The organism is Acidovorax sp. A1169 (genome assembly GCF_030704685.1).
Classification (GTDB): Bacteria; Pseudomonadota; Gammaproteobacteria; order Burkholderiales; family Burkholderiaceae_C; genus Acidovorax.
This window is the reverse complement of record NZ_JAUZDX010000004.1, coordinates 1-20105: the sequence shown is the minus strand read 5'-3', so window position 1 is coordinate 20105 and position 20105 is coordinate 1. Positions and strand designations below refer to the sequence as shown.

The 20105-nt window shown below is 67.2% G+C and carries 21 protein-coding genes and 2 riboswitches; of the genes, 7 read left to right on the top strand and 14 right to left on the bottom strand.

Annotated elements, in window-relative coordinates:
* Nucleotides 1–35: 35 nt before the first annotated feature.
* The 5 genes from QYL93_RS08465 to QYL93_RS08445 form a co-directional block, all read right to left on the bottom strand.
* Nucleotides 36–1310, bottom strand: coding sequence for an acyl-CoA dehydrogenase family protein (locus QYL93_RS08465; protein ID WP_305743261.1), 1275 nt, complete (start codon nucleotides 1308–1310; stop codon nucleotides 36–38).
* Between the two features lie 51 nt (nucleotides 1311–1361).
* Entirely contained in the window at nucleotides 1362–2447 is a 1086-nt protein-coding gene (locus QYL93_RS08460; RefSeq protein ID WP_305743260.1) for a phosphotransferase, read from the bottom strand.
* Nucleotides 2448–2561: 114 nt separating this feature from the next.
* The gene (locus QYL93_RS08455; protein WP_057203564.1) at nucleotides 2562–3281 is read right to left on the bottom strand and encodes a Crp/Fnr family transcriptional regulator; all 720 of its coding nucleotides are present in this window, start codon (nucleotides 3279–3281) and stop codon (nucleotides 2562–2564) included.
* A gap of 189 nt (nucleotides 3282–3470) precedes the next feature.
* Nucleotides 3471–4250, bottom strand: a complete 780-nt coding sequence (locus tag QYL93_RS08450; RefSeq protein ID WP_305743259.1) for an oxepin-CoA hydrolase, alternative type — start codon at nucleotides 4248–4250, stop codon at nucleotides 3471–3473.
* 36 nt (nucleotides 4251–4286) lie between these two features.
* On the bottom strand, nucleotides 4287–5810 hold the full coding sequence (locus tag QYL93_RS08445) for a 3-hydroxyacyl-CoA dehydrogenase (RefSeq protein ID WP_305743258.1): 1524 nt from the start codon (nucleotides 5808–5810) through the stop codon (nucleotides 4287–4289).
* 73 nt (nucleotides 5811–5883) lie between these two features.
* On the opposite strand from QYL93_RS08445, the gene QYL93_RS08440 reads away from it, so the two are divergent.
* Nucleotides 5884–8157 carry a FimV family protein gene (locus tag QYL93_RS08440; protein ID WP_305743257.1) on the top strand — a complete coding sequence of 758 codons (2274 nt, stop codon included), beginning with the start codon at nucleotides 5884–5886 and terminating at the stop codon, nucleotides 8155–8157.
* 60 nt (nucleotides 8158–8217) lie between these two features.
* Here the strand turns inward: QYL93_RS08440 and QYL93_RS08435 are convergent, their stop codons facing one another.
* Genes QYL93_RS08435 through QYL93_RS08420 form a run of 4 tightly spaced genes read right to left on the bottom strand, consistent with a single transcriptional unit; the run spans nucleotide 8218 to nucleotide 11272 of the window.
* Complete coding sequence (locus QYL93_RS08435; RefSeq protein WP_305743256.1) at nucleotides 8218–9126, bottom strand: thiamine phosphate synthase; 909 nt, start codon at nucleotides 9124–9126, stop codon at nucleotides 8218–8220.
* Nucleotides 9119–9931: a thiazole synthase gene (locus tag QYL93_RS08430; RefSeq protein WP_057265703.1), complete on the bottom strand. Its 813-nt coding sequence runs from the start codon at nucleotides 9929–9931 to the stop codon at nucleotides 9119–9121. The genes QYL93_RS08435 and QYL93_RS08430 overlap by 8 nt, the downstream gene beginning before the upstream one ends.
* Before the next feature lie 16 nt (nucleotides 9932–9947).
* Nucleotides 9948–10145, bottom strand: coding sequence for a sulfur carrier protein ThiS (thiS, locus tag QYL93_RS08425; protein WP_305743255.1), 198 nt, complete (start codon nucleotides 10143–10145; stop codon nucleotides 9948–9950).
* A complete protein-coding gene (locus QYL93_RS08420; protein WP_305743254.1) occupies nucleotides 10142–11272 on the bottom strand; it encodes an FAD-dependent oxidoreductase in 1131 nt (376 codons plus the stop codon). The genes thiS and QYL93_RS08420 overlap by 4 nt, the downstream gene beginning before the upstream one ends.
* A 40-nt stretch (nucleotides 11273–11312) precedes the next feature.
* A riboswitch (TPP riboswitch) is annotated at nucleotides 11313–11436 on the bottom strand.
* Nucleotides 11437–11505: 69 nt separating this feature from the next.
* Here QYL93_RS08420 and thiD point away from each other — a divergent pair.
* Complete coding sequence (gene thiD / locus QYL93_RS08415) at nucleotides 11506–12369, top strand: bifunctional hydroxymethylpyrimidine kinase/phosphomethylpyrimidine kinase (RefSeq protein WP_305743253.1); 864 nt, start codon at nucleotides 11506–11508, stop codon at nucleotides 12367–12369.
* Here the strand turns inward: thiD and QYL93_RS08410 are convergent, their stop codons facing one another.
* A complete protein-coding gene (locus QYL93_RS08410; protein ID WP_305743252.1) occupies nucleotides 12370–13644 on the bottom strand; it encodes a cytosine permease in 1275 nt (424 codons plus the stop codon).
* 105 nt (nucleotides 13645–13749) lie between these two features.
* Nucleotides 13750–13854, bottom strand: a riboswitch (TPP riboswitch).
* Nucleotides 13855–13976: 122 nt separating this feature from the next.
* Between QYL93_RS08410 and QYL93_RS08405 the strand changes: the two genes are divergently transcribed.
* Nucleotides 13977–14579: a hypothetical protein gene (locus tag QYL93_RS08405; RefSeq protein ID WP_305743251.1), complete on the top strand. Its 603-nt coding sequence runs from the start codon at nucleotides 13977–13979 to the stop codon at nucleotides 14577–14579.
* Between the two features lie 24 nt (nucleotides 14580–14603).
* On the opposite strand, the gene QYL93_RS08400 is transcribed toward QYL93_RS08405, so the two are convergent.
* Nucleotides 14604–15164, bottom strand: a complete 561-nt coding sequence (locus tag QYL93_RS08400) for a hypothetical protein (protein ID WP_305743250.1) — start codon at nucleotides 15162–15164, stop codon at nucleotides 14604–14606.
* A 148-nt stretch (nucleotides 15165–15312) separates the two neighbouring features.
* Here QYL93_RS08400 and QYL93_RS08395 point away from each other — a divergent pair, with 148 nt between their 5' ends.
* From QYL93_RS08395 to QYL93_RS08380, 4 genes are all read left to right on the top strand, one after another.
* Nucleotides 15313–16500: an esterase-like activity of phytase family protein gene (locus QYL93_RS08395; protein WP_305743249.1), complete on the top strand. Its 1188-nt coding sequence runs from the start codon at nucleotides 15313–15315 to the stop codon at nucleotides 16498–16500.
* 76 nt (nucleotides 16501–16576) lie between these two features.
* A complete protein-coding gene (locus QYL93_RS08390; protein ID WP_305743248.1) occupies nucleotides 16577–16921 on the top strand; it encodes a hypothetical protein in 345 nt (114 codons plus the stop codon).
* A gap of 183 nt (nucleotides 16922–17104) precedes the next feature.
* On the top strand, nucleotides 17105–17278 hold the full coding sequence (locus tag QYL93_RS08385; protein ID WP_305743247.1) for a hypothetical protein: 174 nt from the start codon (nucleotides 17105–17107) through the stop codon (nucleotides 17276–17278).
* Complete coding sequence (locus QYL93_RS08380; protein WP_305743246.1) at nucleotides 17259–17792, top strand: Rrf2 family transcriptional regulator; 534 nt, start codon at nucleotides 17259–17261, stop codon at nucleotides 17790–17792. The genes QYL93_RS08385 and QYL93_RS08380 overlap by 20 nt, the downstream gene beginning before the upstream one ends.
* Before the next feature lie 44 nt (nucleotides 17793–17836).
* On the opposite strand, the gene QYL93_RS08375 is transcribed toward QYL93_RS08380, so the two are convergent.
* The 3 genes from QYL93_RS08375 to QYL93_RS08365 form a co-directional block, all read right to left on the bottom strand.
* Nucleotides 17837–18298, bottom strand: a complete 462-nt coding sequence (locus QYL93_RS08375; protein WP_305743245.1) for an ABC transporter substrate-binding protein — start codon at nucleotides 18296–18298, stop codon at nucleotides 17837–17839.
* Between the two features lie 119 nt (nucleotides 18299–18417).
* Nucleotides 18418–18594 carry a hypothetical protein gene (locus QYL93_RS08370; RefSeq protein WP_305743244.1) on the bottom strand — a complete coding sequence of 59 codons (177 nt, stop codon included), beginning with the start codon at nucleotides 18592–18594 and terminating at the stop codon, nucleotides 18418–18420.
* Nucleotides 18595–18783: 189 nt separating this feature from the next.
* The gene (locus QYL93_RS08365) at nucleotides 18784–19857 is read right to left on the bottom strand and encodes an intradiol ring-cleavage dioxygenase (protein WP_305743243.1); all 1074 of its coding nucleotides are present in this window, start codon (nucleotides 19855–19857) and stop codon (nucleotides 18784–18786) included.
* Nucleotides 19858–20105 lie beyond the last annotated feature (248 nt).

Here is a 20105-nt window from a genome sequence, read left to right as displayed (position 1 = left end):
AGACCCCCTGCGCTGCGCGCAGGGGCAGGGCTTGCTCAGCTGCCGCGCGTGATCGGCACGCCGGCATCGCGGCCGTAGGCGCCGTACTTGCCCAGCTCCCACTTGGCGATGGCGTTGCGGTGCACTTCGTCCGGGCCGTCGGCAAAGCGCAGGGTGCGCGCTCCGGCGTAGGCATAGGCCAGCGGGAAGTCGTCGCACATGCCGCCGCCGCCATGCACCTGCATGGCCCAGTCGATGACCTGGCATGCCATGCTCGGGGCCACCACCTTGATCATGGCGATCTCGGTCTTGGCGACCTTGTTGCCGGCCACGTCCATCAGCCAGGCGGCCTTCAGGGTCAAGAGGCGCGCCATGTCGATCTTGCAGCGGGCCTCGGCAATGCGCTCCTGCGTCACGGTCTGCTGGGCCACGCTCTTGCCGAAGGCGACGCGCGAGCTGGCGCGCTTGCACATCAGCTCCAACGCGCGCTCGGCCAAGCCGATCAGGCGCATGCAGTGGTGGATGCGTCCGGGGCCAAGGCGGCCCTGGGCGATCTCGAAGCCGCGGCCTTCGCCCAAGAGGATGTTGGAGACCGGCACGCGCACGTTCTCGAAGGTCATCTCCACATGGCCGTGGGGCGCATCGTCGTAGCCGAACACGTTGAGTGGGCGGATGATGGTGATGCCCTTGGCATCGGCGGGCACCAGCACCATGCTCTGTTGCGAATGGCGGGGGGCGTCGGGGTCGCTCTTGCCCATGGTGATGAACACGGCGCAGCGCGGGTCGGCCGCGCCCGAGATCCACCACTTGCGGCCGTTGATCACGTACTCGTCGCCATCGCGCTCGATGCGCGTCTCGATGTTGGTGGCGTCGCTCGACGCGACGTCGGGTTCGGTCATCGCGAAGGCCGAGCGGATCTTGCCTTCCAGCAGCGGCTTGAGCCAGCGCGCCTTGTTGGCATCGTCGCCGTAGCGGGCGATGGTTTCCATGTTGCCGGTGTCGGGCGCGGAGCAGTTGAACACCTCGCTGGCCCATGGCACGCGGCCCATGATTTCGGCCAGGGGCGCGTACTCCTGGTTGGTCAGGCCGGCACCGGCGTAGCCCGATGCGGCGGCACTGTCCACCGGCAGGAACAGATTCCACAGGCCGGCGGCCTGGGCCTTGGGTTTGAGGTTCTCGATGGTGGACAGGGCCGTCCAGCGCTTGCCTGCGGCGGTATTGGCCGCCAGCTCGTTCTTGTACGCCGCCTCGTTGGGGTAGACATGCTCGTCCATGAACTGGAGCAGTCGGGCCTGCAGGTCCTTGGTCTTGGGGGAATAGTCAAAGTCCATGGGGAGTCTCCGTCAAAAAATTCGTGGAAGAAATTCGGGCTGCATCGGCGCTCAGCTGCGCTGGGCGAACGACCAGGCCAGCTCGGCCATCGGCCGCGCGGTGTCGCCCGAGGCCTTGGCTTGGGCGCTGGAGGCGGTGCCTGCCTCCACCCGCTTGGCAATGCCTTGCAGGATGGCGGCGATGCGGAACATGTTGTAGGCCATGTAGAAGTTCCAGTCGGCACGCAGTGCTTCGGGCGTGGTGATGCCGGTGCGTTCGCAGTACAGGCGGATGTAGCTGTCCTCGTCGGGGATGCCTAGCGCCGCGATGTCCATGCCCGCGATGCCGCGGCCCATGCCGGCAGGGATGTGCCAGCTCATGCAGTGGTAGCTGAAGTCGGCCAGCGGGTGGCCCAGGGTGGACAGCTCCCAGTCGAGCACGGCGATCACGCGCGGCTCGGTGGGGTGGAACATCAGGTTGTCCAGGCGGTAGTCGCCGTGCACGATGGAGACATGGCCTTCGTCGCGCGCGCTGGCGGGCATGTGCGCGGGCAGCCATTCCATGAGGCGGTCCATCTCTTCGATGGGCTGGGTGATGGAGGCCACGTACTGCTTGCTCCAGCGGCCGATCTGGCGGTCGAAGTAGTTGCCCTGCTTGCCATAGCTGGCCAGGCCCCGCTCGGCGAACTTCACGCTGTGCAGCGCGGCGATCACGCGGTTCATCTCGTTGTAGATGTCGCCGCGCTCGGAGGGGGTCATGCCGGGCAGCGACTGGTCCCAGAGCACGCGGCCCTGCATGCATTCCATGATGTAGAAGGCGCGGCCGATCACCGACTCGTCCTCGCACAGCACATGCATTTGCGGCACGGGCACGTCGGTGCCCGCCAGGCCGCTCATCACCGCGAACTCGCGCTCCACCGCGTGGGCCGAAGGCAGCAGCTTGGCTACGGGGCCTGGCTTGGCGCGCATCACGTAGCTCGCCTTTGGGGTCACCAGCTTGTAGGTGGGGTTGGACTGCCCGCCCTTGAACATCTCCACCGTCATCGGGCCTTCGAAGCCCTGCATGTGGGTGGTGAGCCAGGCGGTGAGGGCGTCGACGTCGAATGCGTGCTGCTCGGACACCGCGCGGGTGCCGACGAAGTGGTCAAAATTGCTCATGTACTGGGGTTCCCCACGCGGGTTGCCGCGTGCTTGTCTCTGTCCACCGGCAGACGCAGGCGGTGGTGTTCTTGTAGGTGGCGAGGACCGTGCCGGTCTTCGCTGCGGCCAGATTCAGGTGTCCGCGTCGGCTATGCGCATCAGCGCTTCGCGGTCGCGTATCACCAGGCCGCCCGGCTCGATGCGGATGGCGTCCTCGCGCTCCATCGACTTGAGTTCCTGGTTCACGCGCTGGCGCGATGCGCCCAGGAGTTGCGCCAGTTCTTCCTGCGCCAATTGCAGGCCGATGCGCATCTCGCTGCCGTCCGACAGGCTGGGCACGCCGTAGCTGCGCACCAGGTGCACCAGCTGCTTGGCCAGGCGCGAGCGCAAAGGCAGGGTGTTGAGGTCTTCCACCAGCCCGAACAGCTGGCGTATGCGCCGTGCATGCAGGCGCAGCATGGCTTCGTAGAGCTCGGTGTGCGCCGCCAGGATCTTGCGAAAGTCGGCCTTTGCCACGCACAGGATGGTGGTGTCGCCATGGGCGTAGGCATCGTGCGTGCGCCGGTCCCCGTCGAAGATCGCCACGTCGCCGAACCAGATGCCCGGCTCCACATAGGTCAGCGTGATCTGCTTGCCCGAGATGGAGGTGGAACTCACCCGCACCGCGCCGCGCGCACACGCAATCCACTCCTCGGGTGGGTCCCCGCGGGCGGCGATGAGGCCGCCATCCTTGAAGCGTTTGACGTAGGCACATCGGAGGATGTCGTGGCGTAGAGAAGGTGATAGGGATGAAAACCAGCGACCTGAGTTGATCGCTTCACGTTCTTCGATGGTAAGAATCGGGTCGTCCATGGCCTGTCTTTTGCGTGACTAGAAACAGCCCCATTGTCGCGTGAGGGACCGGCGCGCCGCGTCAGGGTTGTCACCTGAGCGTCTTGGATATCTGTTGGGCGAACGCGAGCGCAAACACACACGGCCCTGTGCAGGGGCCGTGAGTGTGCGGTGAAGACAAGGTTTGCGCCCAGGGCAGGGCGATTGAGCCTACTCGTAGGTCGGCGTGCGCTTTTCGAGAAAGGCCGAGATGCCCACGCCGCCATTGGCATGGTGCAGGTTCTTCACGAAGTGGTCGCGCTCGCTCGCGAGGTGTTTCGTGAGGTGGTTGCCGGGCGCGTCGCCCAGCAGTTCCTTGATGCTGGCCAGTGCGTTCGGTGCGCGCGCGTTCAGGCGCTCGGCCAGGGCCATGGCGACTTCGAGCGCGCTGCCCGGATCGGCCAACTGGTTGACCACGCCCAGCGTGTGCAGGCGCTCGGCGGGGATGCGGTCGCCGCACATCAGGATCTCGGTGGCGATCTGGCGCGGCAGGGCCTGCGCCAGGCTCCAGCTGGCGCCGCCGTCGGGCGACAGGGCCACGTTGCTGTAGGCCATCACGAACACGGCGTTGCGCGCGGCCACCACCATGTCGCAGGCCAGCGCCAGCGAAAAGCCCGCGCCCGCTGCCGCCCCTTCCACTGCCGCGATGATGGGCTTGGGGTAGGTGCGCACCATCTCGATCCAGTTGTGCAGGCCTTCGATGCTTTGCGCCTGCACCTCGGGCAGCTCCTGGCGGTTGGCCAGCAGGCGCTGCAGGTTGCCGCCCGCGCAGAACATGTTGTCCGAACCGGTGATGACCACGCTGCGGATGTCGTCACTGCTCTCGGCCACGCTCAGGGCCTCCACACCGGCCGCATAGATGGCCGGCTCGATGGCGTTGCGCCGCTCGGGGTTGTGGATGGTCAGGACCAGGGTCTTGCCCTGGCTGGTGCTTTTGAGTTCTGCGGGCATCTTGTCTCCGGGTCGCTTTTCTTTTCTAGAGGGGGCTCAGGCTTCTTCGACGTGCGTCAGACTCAGGCCGATGGCGCCGCGCCGGCGCAGCCAGGGGCTGGGGCGGTAGCGGGTGTCGCCGTACACGGTCTGCATGTTGAACAGCACTTCCAGGATGTTGGTCGGGCCCCAGCGGTCGCCCATGGCCAGTGGGCCCAGGGGGTAGCCCAGGCCCAGGGTGACGGCGGTCTCCAGGTCGCGCGGGCTGCAGATGCCCTGCTGGCAGATGTCGCTGGCGATGTTGACGATGGTGGCCACCACGCGCTGGGTGACGAAGCCGCCGCTGTCGCGGATCACGCTCACCGGCTTGCCGTCGCGGGCGAACAGGGCGTGCGCGGCGTTGCGGATGTCCACGCGCGTGGCGGGGTTGGTGGCCAGCACGCGGCGCTTGGTGGCGGCTTCTTCCACCAGCATGTCGATGCCGATGGTGCGCGCCGGGTCCAGGCGCTCCACCACGGCCACGGTGGTCACGTCAAAGCCCAGGGGCGCCACGAGGGTGAGGGCCGTGGGCGACGGCGAGGTGCCGGTTTCGATGGTGGCGCCCAGGTCCTTGAGCAACTGGTACAGCTCGGCCCGGCGCGCGGCGCGGGGCGACACCCACACCGGTGGGATCTCGGCCACCACGGGCACCGGGGGCTCGGCGGGCACCTGGGCCACGCCCTTGTCGTAGCGGTAGAAGCCTTCGCCGACCTTCTTGCCCACCACGCCGCCGGCCAGGCGCTGTGCGGTGATCACGCTGGGGCGGTAGCGCGGCTCGTCGTAGTACTGCTGGTAGATGGATTCCATCACCGGGTGCGAAACGTCCAGTGCCGTGAGGTCCATGAGCTCGAAGGGCCCGAGCTTGAAGCCCACCTGGTCACGCAGGATGCGGTCGATGGTGGCGAAATCGGCCACGCCTTCGCCCACGATGCGCAGGGCTTCGGTGCCGTAGCCGCGCCCGGCGTGGTTGACGATGAAGCCCGGCGTGTCCTGCGCCAGCACGGGCGTGTGCCCCATCTGCTTGGCGTAGGCCGACAGGGCGGTGCAGACGGCCGGCTCGGTCTTGAGCCCGGCAATCACCTCCACCACCTTCATCAGCGGCACGGGGTTGAAGAAGTGAAAGCCCGCCAGGCGCCCGGGCCGCTGCATGCCCGCACCAATCGAGGTGACCGACAGGGACGAGGTGTTGGTGGCCAGCACGGTGTCAGCGCCGACGACCTTCTCCAGGTCGGCGAACAGGCCGCGCTTCACGTCCAGCCGCTCGACGATGGCCTCGATCACCAGGTCGCACTGCGCCAGGCCGGCCGCATTGTCAACAATGTGCAATTGCGCAGACCAGGCCGTGGCCTGCTCTGCAGAAATGCGATTTTTCCCTACGAGTTTTTGCCACTGGTCGTGGATACTGTCTTTGGCGGCAAGTGCTGCACCATCTTGGGCATCCAGCAAAAAAACCTGGCTGCCGGCCTGGGCAGCGATCTGTGCAATACCGCGACCCATGGCGCCCGAACCCACGATGCCGACATTGAGAAACTGAATTTTCATAGCGCCATTATGGCTGTGGACATGCCTGCGCACTTATGTGCAAGAATGGGCCGCGCTCAAAACAGAAACTATTGTGAATATCCGTAACACCATTCTGGGAGCCGGTTTGTGGGTGGTTGCCATGGGCGCCTCGGCGCTTTCAATGGGCAACGGGCGGGGCGCCGTGGTGATCGGCTCGCCTGTCGACCTGGTCTTCGACATCCAGCCAGACCAGGGCTCTGATGTCGCATCGTCATGTATCGGTGCCACCCTGGTCGCGGGCGACACCCCCATCAGCGCCTCCCGGGTGCGCGTGACGCCCCAGGCCGAATCGGCTGGGCGCGCGGCCTCCGTCCGCGTACAGACCACCTCGGTGGTTGACGAGCCCGTCTTGACCGTCACGCTCACCGCCGGCTGTGCAGGCAAGGTCACGCGCAGCTACACCTTTCTGGCAGACCCCCCCGCGCGCCTTCCCCCTGTTGCCGCTGGGCAACTGCCGGCGGTGCCGGCGGCACTGCCGGGCACCCTCGCTGCGGGCGCTTCGGGCCTGGCCGGTGCTTCTTCCCCCCCCGATCGCAATGCTGCCGGCGCACCGGCCCGTGGCGCTGCCGCAGCGCCCACCCGGGCGGCACCGGCCAGCGCCGCTGTGGCGCGTGCCCCGCGTGCCGCCGCCCCTGCACCCGCCCGCACCAATGCGCGCGTGCTCGCCGGTGCGCAGGCACCCGCCCCCGCAGCCGCCGGCCCGCGCCTGGTGCTGGAACCCCTTGACCTGTGGCTCGAAAGCCCGGTGGCCTTGCGCGCCACGGCACAGCTGCTGTCCACCCCGGCAGAGGAATCGTCGCCCCAGCGTGCCGAAGCGGCTGCCGCCTGGAAGGCCTTGAACGCCACGCCGGAAACCCTGGCGCAGGACGCCGAGCGCCTGCGCGTGCTGGAGGCCGAGGCCAAGGCCGTGAAGGCGGGCTCGGCCCAGCAACTGGCCACCACGCAGCAATTGCAGCAGCAGCTCGACGAGGCCCAGGAGCGCTTCCCCGCCACGGTGGTCTACGTGCTGGGCGCCTTGCTGGCGCTGGCGCTGGGCCTGCTGGCCTGGGTCTGGCAGCGCGCCAGCCGCCAGGCCACGCTGTCGCAAAAATCATGGCGCGAGTCGGTCAAGGTCAGCGCGGTGGACTCCAGTGCGCCCACGGCAGGGCAGGTCGACCCTGGATGGGAGCCGCTCGAAACCCTGCCCATCCCTTCGATGAAGAGCGATCTGCTGGCACCATCCGGCAGCGCCGCATTGTTCAAGGATGTCAAGCCGGTCTCCGCACCGGCGCCGCTGTATGCCGCTTCGACTGCTGAGGCGGCTGCCGCCGCCCGGGTGCCGGTGGCTGCCAAGGCGCCAACCCCTGCGGTCGAGCCGGCAAGGGCCTTGCAGATCGTCAACCCCGACGACCTGTTCGACATCCAGCAGCAGGCCGAGTTCTTTGTCTCGGTGGGCGAGCACAACCAGGCGGTGGAGGTGTTGCGAAAGCACATCGTCGACCACCGCGAGACCACGCCTGTGGCCTACCTGGAGCTGCTGCGCCTGTTCCACACCCTGAGCCGGGCCGAGGACTTCATGCAGCTGCGTGCGCAGTTCATGCGCTATTTCAACGCCAAGGTGCCCGAGTTTTCGGCCTTCAACCGCCAGGGCCGTCCTCTGGACCGCTACCCCGATGCGCTGGCCGAGGTCGAAGCCGAGTGGAGCTCACCGGCCGTGCTGCACACGCTGGACAAGTTTCTGTTCCACCGCCCGGGCAACCAGGCGGCAGAGCCCTTCGATCTGGCCGCCTACGACGACCTGCTGCTGCTGCTGGGCATTGCGCAGACCACGCCGTCGAGCGCGCGGGGCGCACCGCCGCCGCGCAAGCGCACCACGCCTGTGGAAGACTCGTTCGAGGCCGCTGCCGAGAAGGGGTTGAGCCATCTGTCGCCGCTGGACAACACGCAACCCGACTTTCCGCTCGATTCGCTGGCCGCCAGCCTGGAGTTCGATTTCGGTGAGGTTCCCTCGCCCGCTCCGGCGCCGGTGGTACGGCATTCCGGGCCTGCCGAGCTGAGGTTGGAGCCCGCATCGGGCCTGTCGCCCATCATGGGGGTTTCCTCTTCCCCGGCACCGCTGAATTCCGCGCAGCCGCGCCATCCGCCGGCAACCTACACCAAGTCGTCCATCAACCTGGATGTGGACCTGTCGGAGCCCCTGCACCTCACGCTGAGCGACCTGCCGCCCGTGCCGGTCACGCCCCCTCCGCCCGCCGGCCAGGCCGTGGGTTTCGGGGCGGAGAACGACCTCATGGAGCTGCGCCTGGAGCTGGAGCAGCGCAAGGACGACGACGAACCCAAGAAGTAGAAAAAGAAACAGGCCTTCAAGGCCTGTTTTTATAGGACCGCCGTTGGGCCTGGGGTGTTGCTAAGAGCCTTGCATCGCCTGCATCAGCGCTGCGGCGGCGGCCTCAGGGTCGGGCGCGTTGACCAGCGCCCGCACCACCGCAATCGAGCCTACGCCCGTGGCCAGCACCTCGGGAAACTGCTCTGCACCGATGCCCCCGATCGCCACCTGCGGGTAGCTGCGCAGCAGCCGCGCGTAGCCCTGCAGCCGGCCCACGCCCTGCGGCGCGGTGGCCATCTTCTTGAGCGTGGTGGGGAACACGGCGCCCATGGCGATGTAGCTCGGCCCCACGGCATCGGCGCGCACCATCTCGGCATAGCCATGGGTGCTCACGCCCAGGCGCAGGCCCGAGTTGCGCAGGGTCTGCAGATCGCCCGCGCTCAGGGCATCGAGGTCTTCCTGCCCGAGGTGGATGCCGTAGGCACCGGCATTGATCGCCGCGCGCCAGTGGTCGTTGATGAACAGCAGCGCGCCGGTGTCCTGCACCGCCTGCACGGCAGCGTTCACCTCCCGGTCGATGGCGGCCGGGTCGTCCGATTTGAAGCGCAACTGCACCGTGGGCACACCCGCGCGGGCCATGCGGCCCACCCAGGCGGCGTCGGGAAGCACGGCGTAGAGGCCCAGGTCCTTGGGGCAGGCGGCAAAAGCCAGGGCGCGCGGCAGGCGCTGCAGGCCGAAATCCTCGGGCTCATCGGGCCAGTCCTCTGGGCTCGCGGCACCCGTGCGCACAGTGCGTGCCTGCCAGGCGCGGGCGATGCATTCGGCATCGTGGGCGATGAAGCCCAGGGTGCTGGCTGCCTGCAGGGCGGCCAGGTACGCCGGCTCGCCTGAAGTGGGGGCCGGTACCGGTTCGGCGCCGAAGCCCGTAAACGTGGCGGCGTGGTGCGCGAGGATGGCCTTGGCCAGTTCGGTGGGTGCGGTATCAGGCATGGTCGTCGTGGTGCCAGAAAGGGGTGCCGAGCACGGGCGTGCTGGGCTGGGCTGCGTCCTGCGCGGTCATGGCACCGGCCAGGCGGGCAGTGCGGCCAGCCTGCACGGCATTGGCGAACGCGCCGGCCATGGCCACGGGGTCTTGCGCCAGGGCCACGGCGGTGTTGAGCAGTACGCCGTCGTAGCCCCACTCCATCACCTGGCAGGCGTGCGAGGGCAGGCCCAGGCCGGCGTCCACCAGCATGGGCACCTTGAGCCGCTCGCGCAGCATCTGCAGCGCATACGGATTGACCGGACCGCGGCCGGTGCCGATGGGTGCTGCCCAGGGCATCACGGCCTGGCAGCCCACGTCCACCAGGCGCTGGCACAGCACGAAGTCCTCTGTGCAGTAGGGCAGCACCTGGAAGCCTTCCTTGATCAGGTGCTCGGCAGCACCCACCAGGTTCAGCGTGTCGGGCTGCAGGGTGTAGTCGTCGCCGATCAGCTCGAGCTTGATCCACGGCGTGTTGAACACCTCGCGCGCCATCTGCGCGGTGGTGATGGCCTCCTGCACGCTGTGGCAGCCGGCGGTGTTGGGCAGCACCGGCACGTTCAGGCGGCGCAGCAGCTCCCAGAAGCTGCTGCCCGACTCGGCCGGGTTGCTGCCCTGGCGGCGCAGCGAAGCCGTGACCATGGCGGGGCGGGCGGTCTGCACCGCCGCTTCCAGCACGGCGGGCGATGGGTAGCGCGAGGTGCCCAGCAGCAGGCGGCTGGCGAAGGTCTGGCCGTACAGGACCAGGGGGTCGTTGATTGCGGGTGTTGTCATGGTGGTGGGGGTGTGCTCAGCCGCCTGTTACAGGGGAAATGACTTCGACCTTGTCGCCCGGGTTCAGCGCTTGCGCCGCATAGCGGCTGTTGGGCACGAAGACCGTGTTCACGGCCACGGCAAAGGGGGGGCGGGCAGCGATGGCGGCGACGGCAGAGGCGACGGTGGCGCCCTCGGGCAGCTCGTGCGGGGTCTGGTTGATGGAAACGTTCATGGCAAAAGGGCGGCGGCAACCGCCTCCTGGGGCTGCTGCAGCAATTGCAGGTTCAGATCGAATCGGGGGGCGAGCCGGGACTGGCCCGCAGCGAGCAGCTCCATGACCACGTCCAGCATGGCCGGTGCGATCATGAAGCCATGGCGGTACAGGCCGTTGACCTCGAGCACGCCCGGGCGCTGCTGGCGGATGGCGGGCAGGTTGTCGGGCAGCGTGGGGCGGCACTGGGTGGCCACCTCGACGATGCGCGCCTCGGCAAAGCCGCTGTGCACGGCATACGCTGCGCTCAGCAGTTCGAGCGTGGAGCGCACGCTGGCGGGCGAGAGGTCGTCGGACTCGATCTCGGTCGCGCCGATCACGAACAGGTGATCCTCTTTGGGGGCGATGTAGATCGGGTAGCGCGGGTGCACCAGGCGCGTGGGGCGCTGCAGCGTGACCTCGGGCGCGTGCACGCGCACCACCTCGCCGCGCACGCCGCGCAGGGCGCGCCACGGGTCGCGTGCGCCCAGGCCGCGGCAGTCCAGCACCCAGTCGGGCTGGTCCGGCTTGCCGGGGGCAAAGGCATCGGGGTGGCGCGGCGCATGCCAGTGCGTGTGCACGCCCAGGCGCTGCATTTCGTGCAGCAGGGCGGCCAGCAACTGGCGGTTGTCGAGCTGGCCTTCGCCGGGCAGGTACAGGCCCTTGGTGAAGCGGCCGGCCAGCGCCGGCTCTATGGCTGCAAGGCCCGTGCCGTCGAGCACTTCGAGGGCCGGCAGTTCGGGAATGGCCTGGTTGTTCGCCTGCAACTGGCGCGTGAGGCGCTGGGCCTCGGCCGCATCCTGCCGGTGCCAGACGATCAGCGTGCCCTGCTGCTGGAAGAACACGGGCTTCTCCAGCCCTGCCAGCAACTGCGGCCAGCGCACCAGCGCGTGCTGGCCCATGCGCACCACGCCGGGCTCGGTCACCGCAGACTCGGCCAGCGGCGCCAGCATCGCAGCGGCCACCGTGGCGGCCGACTGCTCGGCTGCCGGGCCTGCGGCGTCGTAGATGTCCACGGCGTGGCCGTGGCGTGCCAGTTCGACGGCCAGCAGCCGGCCCATGAGTCCGGCGCCCAGAATGGCAAACGACGAGGAGGAAGGGAGTTTCATGCGTCCAGCTGTGCAACAGGTGGACAAAACGGGATGGCTTTCCGTCACTGTGGAAACTCCCCACGCCAGCATGACCTGGATCGGGTAGCGGGGCCGCGTGTACGCGGGCCCCAGGGTATTTCTCAGTCGCGCGCCGCATGGGCGGGACACCCCTGTTTCGTCCGTAAGCCGCAATTACAGCACAACCCTTCGGGCCGGCGCTGACCCAGGTCATGCGCGATAATTTTCCCCCTATGACTTCTGCCCCTCTCAACGCGCCCGCTGGGCCTTCCACGGCCCCGCGCTATGCGCGCGTGCTCTCGATCGCCGGTTCCGACAGCGGGGGCGGCGCAGGCATCCAGGCCGATCTCAAGACCTTTGCCGCGCTGGGCTGCTACGGCATGACGGCCATCACCGCCATCACCGCGCAGAACACCCGGGGCGTGACCGGCATCCACGGCATTCCGCCCGAAATGCTCAAGGCCCAGATCGACGCCGTGGTGCAGGACATCGGCGTGGACGCCGTGAAGATCGGCATGCTGCACTCGCCCGAGGTGGTGCGTGTGGTGGCCAACGCCATCCGTGAATACCGCTTGCCCCACGTGGTGCTCGACCCGGTGATGGTCGCCACCAGCGGCGACCGCCTCATCGCGCAGGAGACCGTGGGCGTTCTGGTACGCGAGCTGTTCCCGCTGGCCGAGGTGATCACCCCCAACCTCGATGAGGCCGGTTGGCTGCTGGGCCGCACCCTGGCGGGCCTGGATGATCTGGAGCAGGCTGCGCAGGATCTGCTTGGCCTGGGCGCGCGCGCTGCACTGCTCAAGGGCGGCCACCTGCCCGGCGACTGGGTGGTGGACATGCTGGCCACCGCCCCGGGCCAGCCAGGCCACCGCCTGCAGTCGGCCCGCATCGCCACGCACAACGGCCACGGCACGGGCTGCACGCTGTCGTCCGCCATCGCCGCGCACCTGGCCCTGGGCCTGCCGCTGCAGCAGGCCGTGGAAAGCGCCCGCGCCTACATCCTGGGGGCGATTGCCGCCGGTGCCAATGTGGTCACCGGTGGCGGCCATGGTCCGCTGAACCATGGCTATGCGCCGGTGGCGCAGCGGGTGTTCTGATCAGGCTTTGGGTCGTGTTGCCCAGGCCAGGCTGAAGCTGAACACCAGCGCCGGCAGGGCAGAGCCCGCGCCCGGCAGCACCAGCGGCGCCACGTGGTACACCGCGATGCCCACGAGCCAGATGGCCACAGGCAGCCAGTTGACCTGGGGGGCGCGCTGCAGCAGTGCCGGGGCGTTGGTGCCAAAGGCCAGGCGGCCGATGATCACGCCGAACAAGGGCACGAACACCGAGCTGAGCCGCAGCAGGAAGGGCTCCAGGCTGTGCATGGGCAGCACCAGCGCCAGGGCTGTGCAGCCCGCAGCCATGGCGATGCCCCAACGGCGCACGCCCCAGCGCGGCAGCAGGCTGTGGGCCGACACGGCGCCCGAATAGGCGTCGCCATAGGCGTTGTCCACCTCGTCGATCAGGATCAGCGACAGCGCGATCAGCCCGCCCTGGGCCAGCAGCAGGGCCTGCACCAGGTCCTTGCTCGGCAAGGTCAGCGCCACCAGCACACCCAGCGTGTAGCACCACATATTGGCCAATGCATAGCCCAGCCAGGTGCCGCGCAATGCGGAGCTACCGTTCTTGCCATGGCGCGCATAGTCGGCCACCAACGGCAGCCACGAGATGGGCATGGCGATCACCAGGTCCAGCGCGGGCAGCACGCCCATGCCACCGGCGCCAGGCCGGTTCCACAGCTGCGCAAAGCCCTGGGCGTTGGCCAGGGACAGAAACTGCCAGCTCAGCCACAGCAGCGACAGCACCACCAGCGGCAGCGCCACGCGCGCAATCACCTTGCGCACCAGCTGCACCATCGATGCGCTGATCAGCAGCATCACCACGCCGCCCCACAGCAGAGTGGCCAGCACTGGCCACTGCGTGCCGGCCATGCTGCCGGACTGCCGGCCAATGGCCACCGTGGCCTCGCCCATCACCACCAGTTCGAACGTGCCCCACCCCACGAGCTGCACGATGTTGAGAATGATGGGCAGGCTCGCGAAGGTGCGGCCATACACCGCATGCATCAACCCCGCACTCGCCAGCCCGCTGTCGCAGCCCAGCTTGGCCACCCAGCCGAGCAGGCCCGCTCCCACGATGGAGCCGGCCACGATGGCGATCAGCGCCTCCTTGGTGCCCAGCGCGGGCATGAGGTAGGCCCCGACCTGCATGACCAGCAGGCCCACACCCAGGCTGAACCAGAGCGAGGCATGGTCATGCCAATGGAAGACGCGGCGGTCCGGTGAAACCGGGGCCAGCGCCTCGTTGGCGGGGGCGGAAACGTGGGCAGACATGGTGGTTGGGCTCTCCGTTCAGAAACGACAGAGCAGGGTCGGCAGCGTACTGGCTGGACCCCAACGCACCAGCTCCCAGTGCACTGGGAGTGGAGCGCCAGGTATGGCGTATGCGGACTGCTTCCCTGCGCGAGGATGATCTCAATCAGGTTCAAAGGGACTCTCTCAGCCTCACCCGGTTTCCCGGCTTCGGCACCCCTAGCTGGGCGCGATTCTATAGCCAGAAATAAAACGGCCCGCGTGGTGCGGGCCTTGGCTTGCCGAGGATGCTCAGGTCTGCATTTTCATTTTGATCATCTGCGACATTTGGGTGTTTTTACATTCGGTCACCGATGGTAGATTCGGGCGATTCGAAAGAGGGGATCTTTGTGCCGTTGTTGACGTTGTCTTGTGCAAACTGTTCTGCGCCGCTGGAGGTGGCCGCAGATTTGGAGCGATTCACCTGCAGCTACTGTGGGACGGCGCAGATCGTTGAGCGCTCGGGCGGGGTGGTGTCAACGCGCAAGCTGGAGGCGGCAATCAGCGCAGTGCAAAGGGGCACCGACCGGACGGCGGCGGAGTTGGCCATGCCCCGCTTGAACCGTGAACTGGATGAACTCATGGAACAGAGGGCTCAGGTGGTGCACCGGTTGCAACAGCGGTTGGAGCAAGCCAAAACCGGTCGGCACACGTTGGTCATCATCGCCACGTTCAGCGTTGCGATTCTATGGGCGATCTTTGTGAGTCCGATAACGCCGACATCGACGCTGGGCAACATCGTGAAAATCGTGCTTTTTTGGGTGGTGGTGATCGGGACCTCGACCCTGGTCTATAGGAAGACCAAGCTGCCGAAGTTCGATCTGGTGCAAGAGACGGAGCACCTGGATGAGAAGATCGACAAGATCCGGGCGCACATCAAGGCGAACCGGCGCATTCTGGATACGCTGCCGACTTGACGGCGGCTATGGCGTTTCGACGATTCACGATGGAGCATCCAGAATGGCACGGCTGGCACCGATGTCTTCCTCAATCTGGGCGATTCGGGCGTCGATTTCCGCCAAGGGCTGTTGTATGTCGACGCGGGTGGGCGCCTTGATCGAATAGAAGACTGCCAGGGGCGTGCCCAGACTGACCATGGCCCAGACGAACAAGGATTCACCCTCCCTGATGTGCCTGCCGAAAAGGCCAACGACCATGGGGAACAGCAAAGCTGCAGCCATGAACGAGATCGAAGCAATGCTGCTGCGGTGGGCGTTGGCTTTCGCAAACTGCGCGTTCGCCGCGTGGATCAACGCTGCCTTGCTCGCCTGGGCTTCGCCGAGTTCACGGTCCAGGCGCACCAGGGCGAGTTCTGCCGCTGTTCGGTCGGTGCCCCGTTGCACGGCCTTGATCGCGGTCTCCACCTTCCGTAACCAGACGATGCCTCCGGAGCGCTCCACGATTTGCTCGGTCCCGCAGTAGCTGCAGGCAAAGCGTTCCAGGTCTTCTCCGATTTGCAGGGGGGCAGAGCAGTTGGCGCACGAAAGTTTCAACAGTGGCACAAGGTGTCCTTGGGAGTAGCCAGAAAATTTACCATCACTTGCATGCCTTGCGGCAGCCGGGTGTCTGCATCTCGCGCCACGAGTCGGTCTCCGTTCTGTCACATGCCCTCCCTAGACTCGCCCGCTTCACTCACGGGAGAAAACCACAATGACAGTTTTTCGCAGCATCTGGACGCTGGGCGCGGTATGCGCCGCCACCGCACTGCTCGCCGCCTGCGGCGGCAGCGATGACAACAACAACAACGGCGAGCGCAGCGTCGGCTCCCTGCGCCTCATCGGCCAGCAGATCCTGCCGCGGCGCATGGAGTACCAGGGCACGGTGGTGGGCGGCATCTCGGGCATCGACTATGACGACAAGAGCAACCAGTTCGTGCTGCTGTCGGACGACCGCACGAATACCGACTCGGCGAATGCGCCGCGCATGTACACCGTGCGCCTGAACTACGACACGAGCAGCTTCAGCGGCGTGCAGTTCCTCTCGACCTTCAGCATGAAGCAGCCGAATGGCGCGGTGTACCCCAAGGTGCCCGATCCACTGGTGGCCGACCCCGAATCGGTGCGCATCGACCGCGCCACGGGCAACTATGTCTGGGTCAGCGAGGGCGACCGCACGCTGGCGTCCGGCACGAGCGCCGCGCGCATTATCGACCCGTTCATCCGCGAGGTGCGCGCCGATGGCACCCATGTGCGCGAGTACCAGATCCCCGCGATGTTCCGCATGTCGGCCGACAACACCGGTCCGCGCGGCAACCTGGCCTTCGAGGGCATCGCCTTCACGCCCGACAACAGCCGGGCTGCCGTGCTGATGGAAGGTGCGCTGCTGCAGGATGGCCCCGCATCGACCACCACGGCCGGCAGCGTGTCGCGCATCACCATGTTCGACCGTGCCACCGGCGCGGCCGTGGCGCAGTACGCCTATCCCGTCGACAGGGTGCAGGCCGTGCCGGTGCCGGCGGACCAGTTCACGGTCAGCGGTGCCACGGAAATCCTGGCCCTGAGCGCCACGCGCTTCCTGGTGCTGGAACGCAGCTTCTCGGTGGGCGTGGTGGGCAACCAGGCGCGGCTGTACGAGATCAACACCGCCAACGCCAGCAATGTGCTGGCCACGGCTGCACTGGCCGGGGCCGCCTACACGCCGGTCACCAAGCGCCTGGTGCTCGATTTCGAGACCTTGAAGGGCCCATTGGGCGGCATCGCCAACCTGGAAGGCATCACCTTCGGCCCCAAGCTGGCCAACGGGCGCGATTCGCTGGTGGTGGTGGCGGACGACAACTTCCCCACGGCAGACTCGCAGACTGACCGCAACCAATACCTGGTGTTTGAAGTGCTTCCTTGATCGAGGTCATTGCCGATGGCGATGTGAATCCATGGCGGGCCTGGGAGGCCCGCCATGCTGCCTATAATTGGCCACCATGTTCCGGAGCCTTGTCGCCGTCTTTCTTCTGCACTTTTTGCTGTGCGTGGGGATTTCCGTCGTCGGTTCCAGCAAGCCCTACATGTCGTTCGATCCGCAGGACGTGGCGGCGCTGTGCCAGTCTGCACCAGGGCACGAAGCGCCCGGTGCCAATTCCGATGCGGACGACCATGCCCTGCTCGATGACCGGCAGGACTTTCCCGATCTGCTGCAGCCCCAGGCCCTGGCAGATACCGGCACCGTTGCTGACAGGGGCCTGATTGCGGTTACCCCCGTGCGAACGCCTTCTGCGGCCATTGCGCCACCGCACAAACCGCCAAAAGCTCTGGGCATCCTCGCCTGAGCGTCCGGCCCACGGCCGGCTCCCCCTTCGCTGCTGAAGCGGTGTTTCTCTTGGGGGCTGCCTTACGGCAGCCTTGCGCCACGCGCACCTGGCTGTTGCCGCATCCCCTCTGCACCGAAACGCCCATCGAAATTCCCTGCGCCGCCAACCCGTGGCGCCGGCGACTGGCCCCAGACATTCACCATGGAAATCGCCACCGTGCCTGCCTTTCCCCTGCCCAAGCGGCTGTCCAACCCTTGCGGGTTTGCGGGCCCAGGTGCCATTGCCCACCTGAGCACCATGAACAAGAACACCGGGGTGCACGCCTGCCACAACGCCCCCATTTCCGGAGCAAGCCATGCGCCTGACCACCCGTAGCAAGTTTGCCGTCGTCGCCATTGTGGACCTGGCGTCCCGCTCCGTGGGCAGCCCGGTGGCATTGTCCGCCCTGAGCGAGCGGTACGAGATTTCCGTGTCCTACCTGGAGGTGCTGTTCAGCGGCCTGCGCCAGGCGGGGCTGGTGATCAGCACCCGGGGCCCGGGCGGCGGCTACACGCTGGCCCGCGGGGCGCGCGACATTTCGGTGGCCGACATCGTGCTGGCTTCAGAGGTTGGCAAGCCGGGTGGGGCAGGCGGGCCGGCCGATGCCATGAGTTCTTCGCAAGGGGCCATGACGGCGGAGCTCTGGGCGGCTTTCAACCATTCGGTGATGGAGTACCTGGCATCGGTGTCCGTGGCCGAGCTGGTGAGCCAGCAGGCACCCGTCGAGCGCATGCCGGTGGCCGCAGAAAAGAGCAGCCCTGCCAAGCGGATGAAGCCCCGGCCGCAACTCCCCCGGGAAGGGGTTCCCAACTCGGTCTTTGCACTGGGCGCCTCAAGGGCGCTGGAGTAGCGCAGTAGCGGGCCGTGCGGGCCCGCTGCAACTCGCGCTGCTTGTTACTTGGCAGCCGTGCGAGCCGCCTCGGCCTTGGCCTTGGCTTCATCGGCCTTGCGCTGCAGTTCCTTGGCTTCCTTTTCGGCGGCTTCGGCTTCCTTCACCTTGGCTTCCTTGGCCTTGGCATCCTTGTCTGCGCTGGGGCTGGCCATGGCATTGCCGATCATGGCGCCGGCCACGCCGCCTACGGCGGCAGCGCCCAGGGTGGAGCCGATACCGGGGCGTGGCGCAGGTGCCGCTGCGGCAGCAGGGGCTGCAGCAGCCGGTGCGGCAGCTGCCGGGGTTGCGGGAGTCGCCGGTGCCTTGGGCGCGGCGGTGGCAGCCGGGGTTGCTGCAGGTGCTGGGCGGGCCGCAGCGGCCTTGCTGCTGCCACCCATGCGCTTGGCCTGCGCCAGCGTGGGAACGGCCAGGGCGGCGATGGCCAGGGCGATGACGGCCGAGGTGGTGCGAAGCGAAGCATTCATGGGTAGATCCAGGTCCTTGTACAGGTGAGCGGACATGCTACTGAACCAGTCTTTGGCCCTGCTGCGCCAAAGGCATTGGCTGCGCATGGATACCCGCCCGTGCGGGGGGGCCGGCCAGGTCAGCCGAGCTTGTGGACCATGTCCTCGATTTCCTGTCGGTCCAGCTCCCGGCGCTGCTCCAGGTGGTCGATGACCTGGGCGAGCAGCCGCGCCGTGCGCTCCGCCGTCGTCGAGTCCTGCTCGGTGAGGCTGTCGAAGACCAGTTGGTAGGTGTCCTTGGGTGGAATCGCGCTCATGGAAGTCTCCCGGTGTCGTGGGCAGAGTCTGGGCGCGCAAGGGCCGGACGGGTGTAGGTCGATGGGTGGCCTGGCTGTAGTGCGGATTCGGCGGTGGCGCGTTCCCGCAGGTCATTAAAAAAAGGGTGCGCCGGCAAGCCGGCAGCACCCAAGGGAGGGAAGAGAGAAAGAAATGGCGGCTGCGCAGTCTCAGCCGTTCACGCCCACGCGCAGCTTGGCCACATAACCGGCGCTGTTGCTGCCCGTGACCGTGGCGGTCTGCAGCGAGACGCCGTCGCTGAACACGTTGTCGGTGGCAAATGTGATCTGCGAGAGGTTGCGCACGCTGGCGCTGTAGCCGTCGGCGGTGTAGACCTGCTGGCAGGTGGCGGTGGGAAAGGCCAGTTGCGAGGTGCGGATGGCGTTGGAGCCGCGCGTGGCGCTGGCGAGATTGCGGTACACCTCGAAGTGGATGTGGGGCATGCGGCCCGAGTAGCACCCAGGAAAGATGGACTGGAAGGTGGCCACACCCGAGGCACTGCTCTCCTGCACGCCGCGCAGGTAGTTCTCGTTGGTCACCCCATTGGAATACATGGAGTACAGGCCGTCGCGCGTGCAGTGCCACAGGTACACGGCATAGCCCGACAGGGTGGCGCAGCTCGATGCGGTGTTGACCAGCTCCAGCTCGATGCGCAGGGGGATGCCGGCCGCGATGCCGGTGGCGCCGCCGATGCTGGGGCGGATGTCGCTGCGTACGATGCCCGAGAGCGTGAGCGCATTGGCCACGCCCGACTGGTTGCTGTTGGTGCCGTCGCCTGGATAGGGGCCGGCCGTCTCCTGCGGAATGATGCTGCAGGTCTGGCTGGTGGCACCGCCGCCCGCCATGCTCACCCAGTGCGACAGGGGGCCCAGGTTCAGGAAGGCATAGCCGGTCTCGCGGCCGTAGGCGTACAGGTTCGAATCCTGCAGGCTCACGCCCAGGTAGTTGTCGGTGGTGGGGTAGAAGCGGAAGATGAAATTGGCATTGCTCTGCGCCACGGCCGAGCTGGCCGGGAACCACTGCGGGTAGGTGGCCTGGGCCCAGTTGAGCACGGTGCTGGTGTCGCTGGCCGTGTCGGCCATGCTGTTGCCCGAGAGCAGGGACAGCGGCGCCATGCTGCCCACGGCCAGCCAGCGCAGCGCATTGCGGCGCGTGGCGGCCTGGCGCGTCAGGGTCTTCAGGTCGTGCTGGAGCCCGTGGTGGTGGGCGGTGTCGTCGTCGTGGTGCAGGGTGTTGGTGTTCATGGGCTTGCAGGTTCTGTTGAAGAAGGAAACCATCCACCCGGACTGCGCTGCCTTTGGCTGTCTGGGTGACCGTGTGCACAGTGTCTCGCCAGCCTGTATCCCCTGTTTATGCAGTTTGTGTCGTGGTTGAAATGAAGAGCTATTGGATCGCTATTGGAATGGCTGGGGCGGTGGTTGCTCCTGGTGTTGTTTTGAGGGCGGAGGCCGGGGTGTGCGCCCGGCGGCGCACCTACCTTCTTTTGCTTCGT

Excerpts from the sequence above, each read along its gene's own strand:
- QYL93_RS08465 (WP_305743261.1), bottom strand. The coding sequence starts at position 1,310 with ATGGACTTTGACTATTCCCCCAAGACCAAGGACCTGCAGGCCCGACTG.
- QYL93_RS08460 (WP_305743260.1), bottom strand. The coding sequence starts at position 2,447 with ATGAGCAATTTTGACCACTTCGTCGGCACCCGCGCGGTGTCCGAGCAG.
- QYL93_RS08455 (WP_057203564.1), bottom strand. The coding sequence starts at position 3,281 with ATGGACGACCCGATTCTTACCATCGAAGAACGTGAAGCGATCAACTCA.
- QYL93_RS08450 (WP_305743259.1), bottom strand. The coding sequence starts at position 4,250 with ATGCCCGCAGAACTCAAAAGCACCAGCCAGGGCAAGACCCTGGTCCTG.
- QYL93_RS08445 (WP_305743258.1), bottom strand. The coding sequence starts at position 5,810 with ATGAAAATTCAGTTTCTCAATGTCGGCATCGTGGGTTCGGGCGCCATG.
- QYL93_RS08435 (WP_305743256.1), bottom strand. The coding sequence starts at position 9,126 with ATGCCTGATACCGCACCCACCGAACTGGCCAAGGCCATCCTCGCGCAC.
- QYL93_RS08430 (WP_057265703.1), bottom strand. The coding sequence starts at position 9,931 with ATGACAACACCCGCAATCAACGACCCCCTGGTCCTGTACGGCCAGACC.
- thiS (WP_305743255.1), bottom strand. The coding sequence starts at position 10,145 with ATGAACGTTTCCATCAACCAGACCCCGCACGAGCTGCCCGAGGGCGCC.
- QYL93_RS08420 (WP_305743254.1), bottom strand. The coding sequence starts at position 11,272 with ATGAAACTCCCTTCCTCCTCGTCGTTTGCCATTCTGGGCGCCGGACTC.
- thiD (WP_305743253.1), top strand. The coding sequence starts at position 11,506 with ATGACTTCTGCCCCTCTCAACGCGCCCGCTGGGCCTTCCACGGCCCCG.
- QYL93_RS08410 (WP_305743252.1), bottom strand. The coding sequence starts at position 13,644 with ATGTCTGCCCACGTTTCCGCCCCCGCCAACGAGGCGCTGGCCCCGGTT.
- QYL93_RS08405 (WP_305743251.1), top strand. The coding sequence starts at position 13,977 with ATGGTAGATTCGGGCGATTCGAAAGAGGGGATCTTTGTGCCGTTGTTG.
- QYL93_RS08395 (WP_305743249.1), top strand. The coding sequence starts at position 15,313 with ATGACAGTTTTTCGCAGCATCTGGACGCTGGGCGCGGTATGCGCCGCC.
- QYL93_RS08390 (WP_305743248.1), top strand. The coding sequence starts at position 16,577 with ATGTTCCGGAGCCTTGTCGCCGTCTTTCTTCTGCACTTTTTGCTGTGC.
- QYL93_RS08385 (WP_305743247.1), top strand. The coding sequence starts at position 17,105 with ATGGAAATCGCCACCGTGCCTGCCTTTCCCCTGCCCAAGCGGCTGTCC.
- QYL93_RS08380 (WP_305743246.1), top strand. The coding sequence starts at position 17,259 with ATGCGCCTGACCACCCGTAGCAAGTTTGCCGTCGTCGCCATTGTGGAC.
- QYL93_RS08375 (WP_305743245.1), bottom strand. The coding sequence starts at position 18,298 with ATGAATGCTTCGCTTCGCACCACCTCGGCCGTCATCGCCCTGGCCATC.
- QYL93_RS08370 (WP_305743244.1), bottom strand. The coding sequence starts at position 18,594 with ATGAGCGCGATTCCACCCAAGGACACCTACCAACTGGTCTTCGACAGC.
- QYL93_RS08365 (WP_305743243.1), bottom strand. The coding sequence starts at position 19,857 with ATGAACACCAACACCCTGCACCACGACGACGACACCGCCCACCACCAC.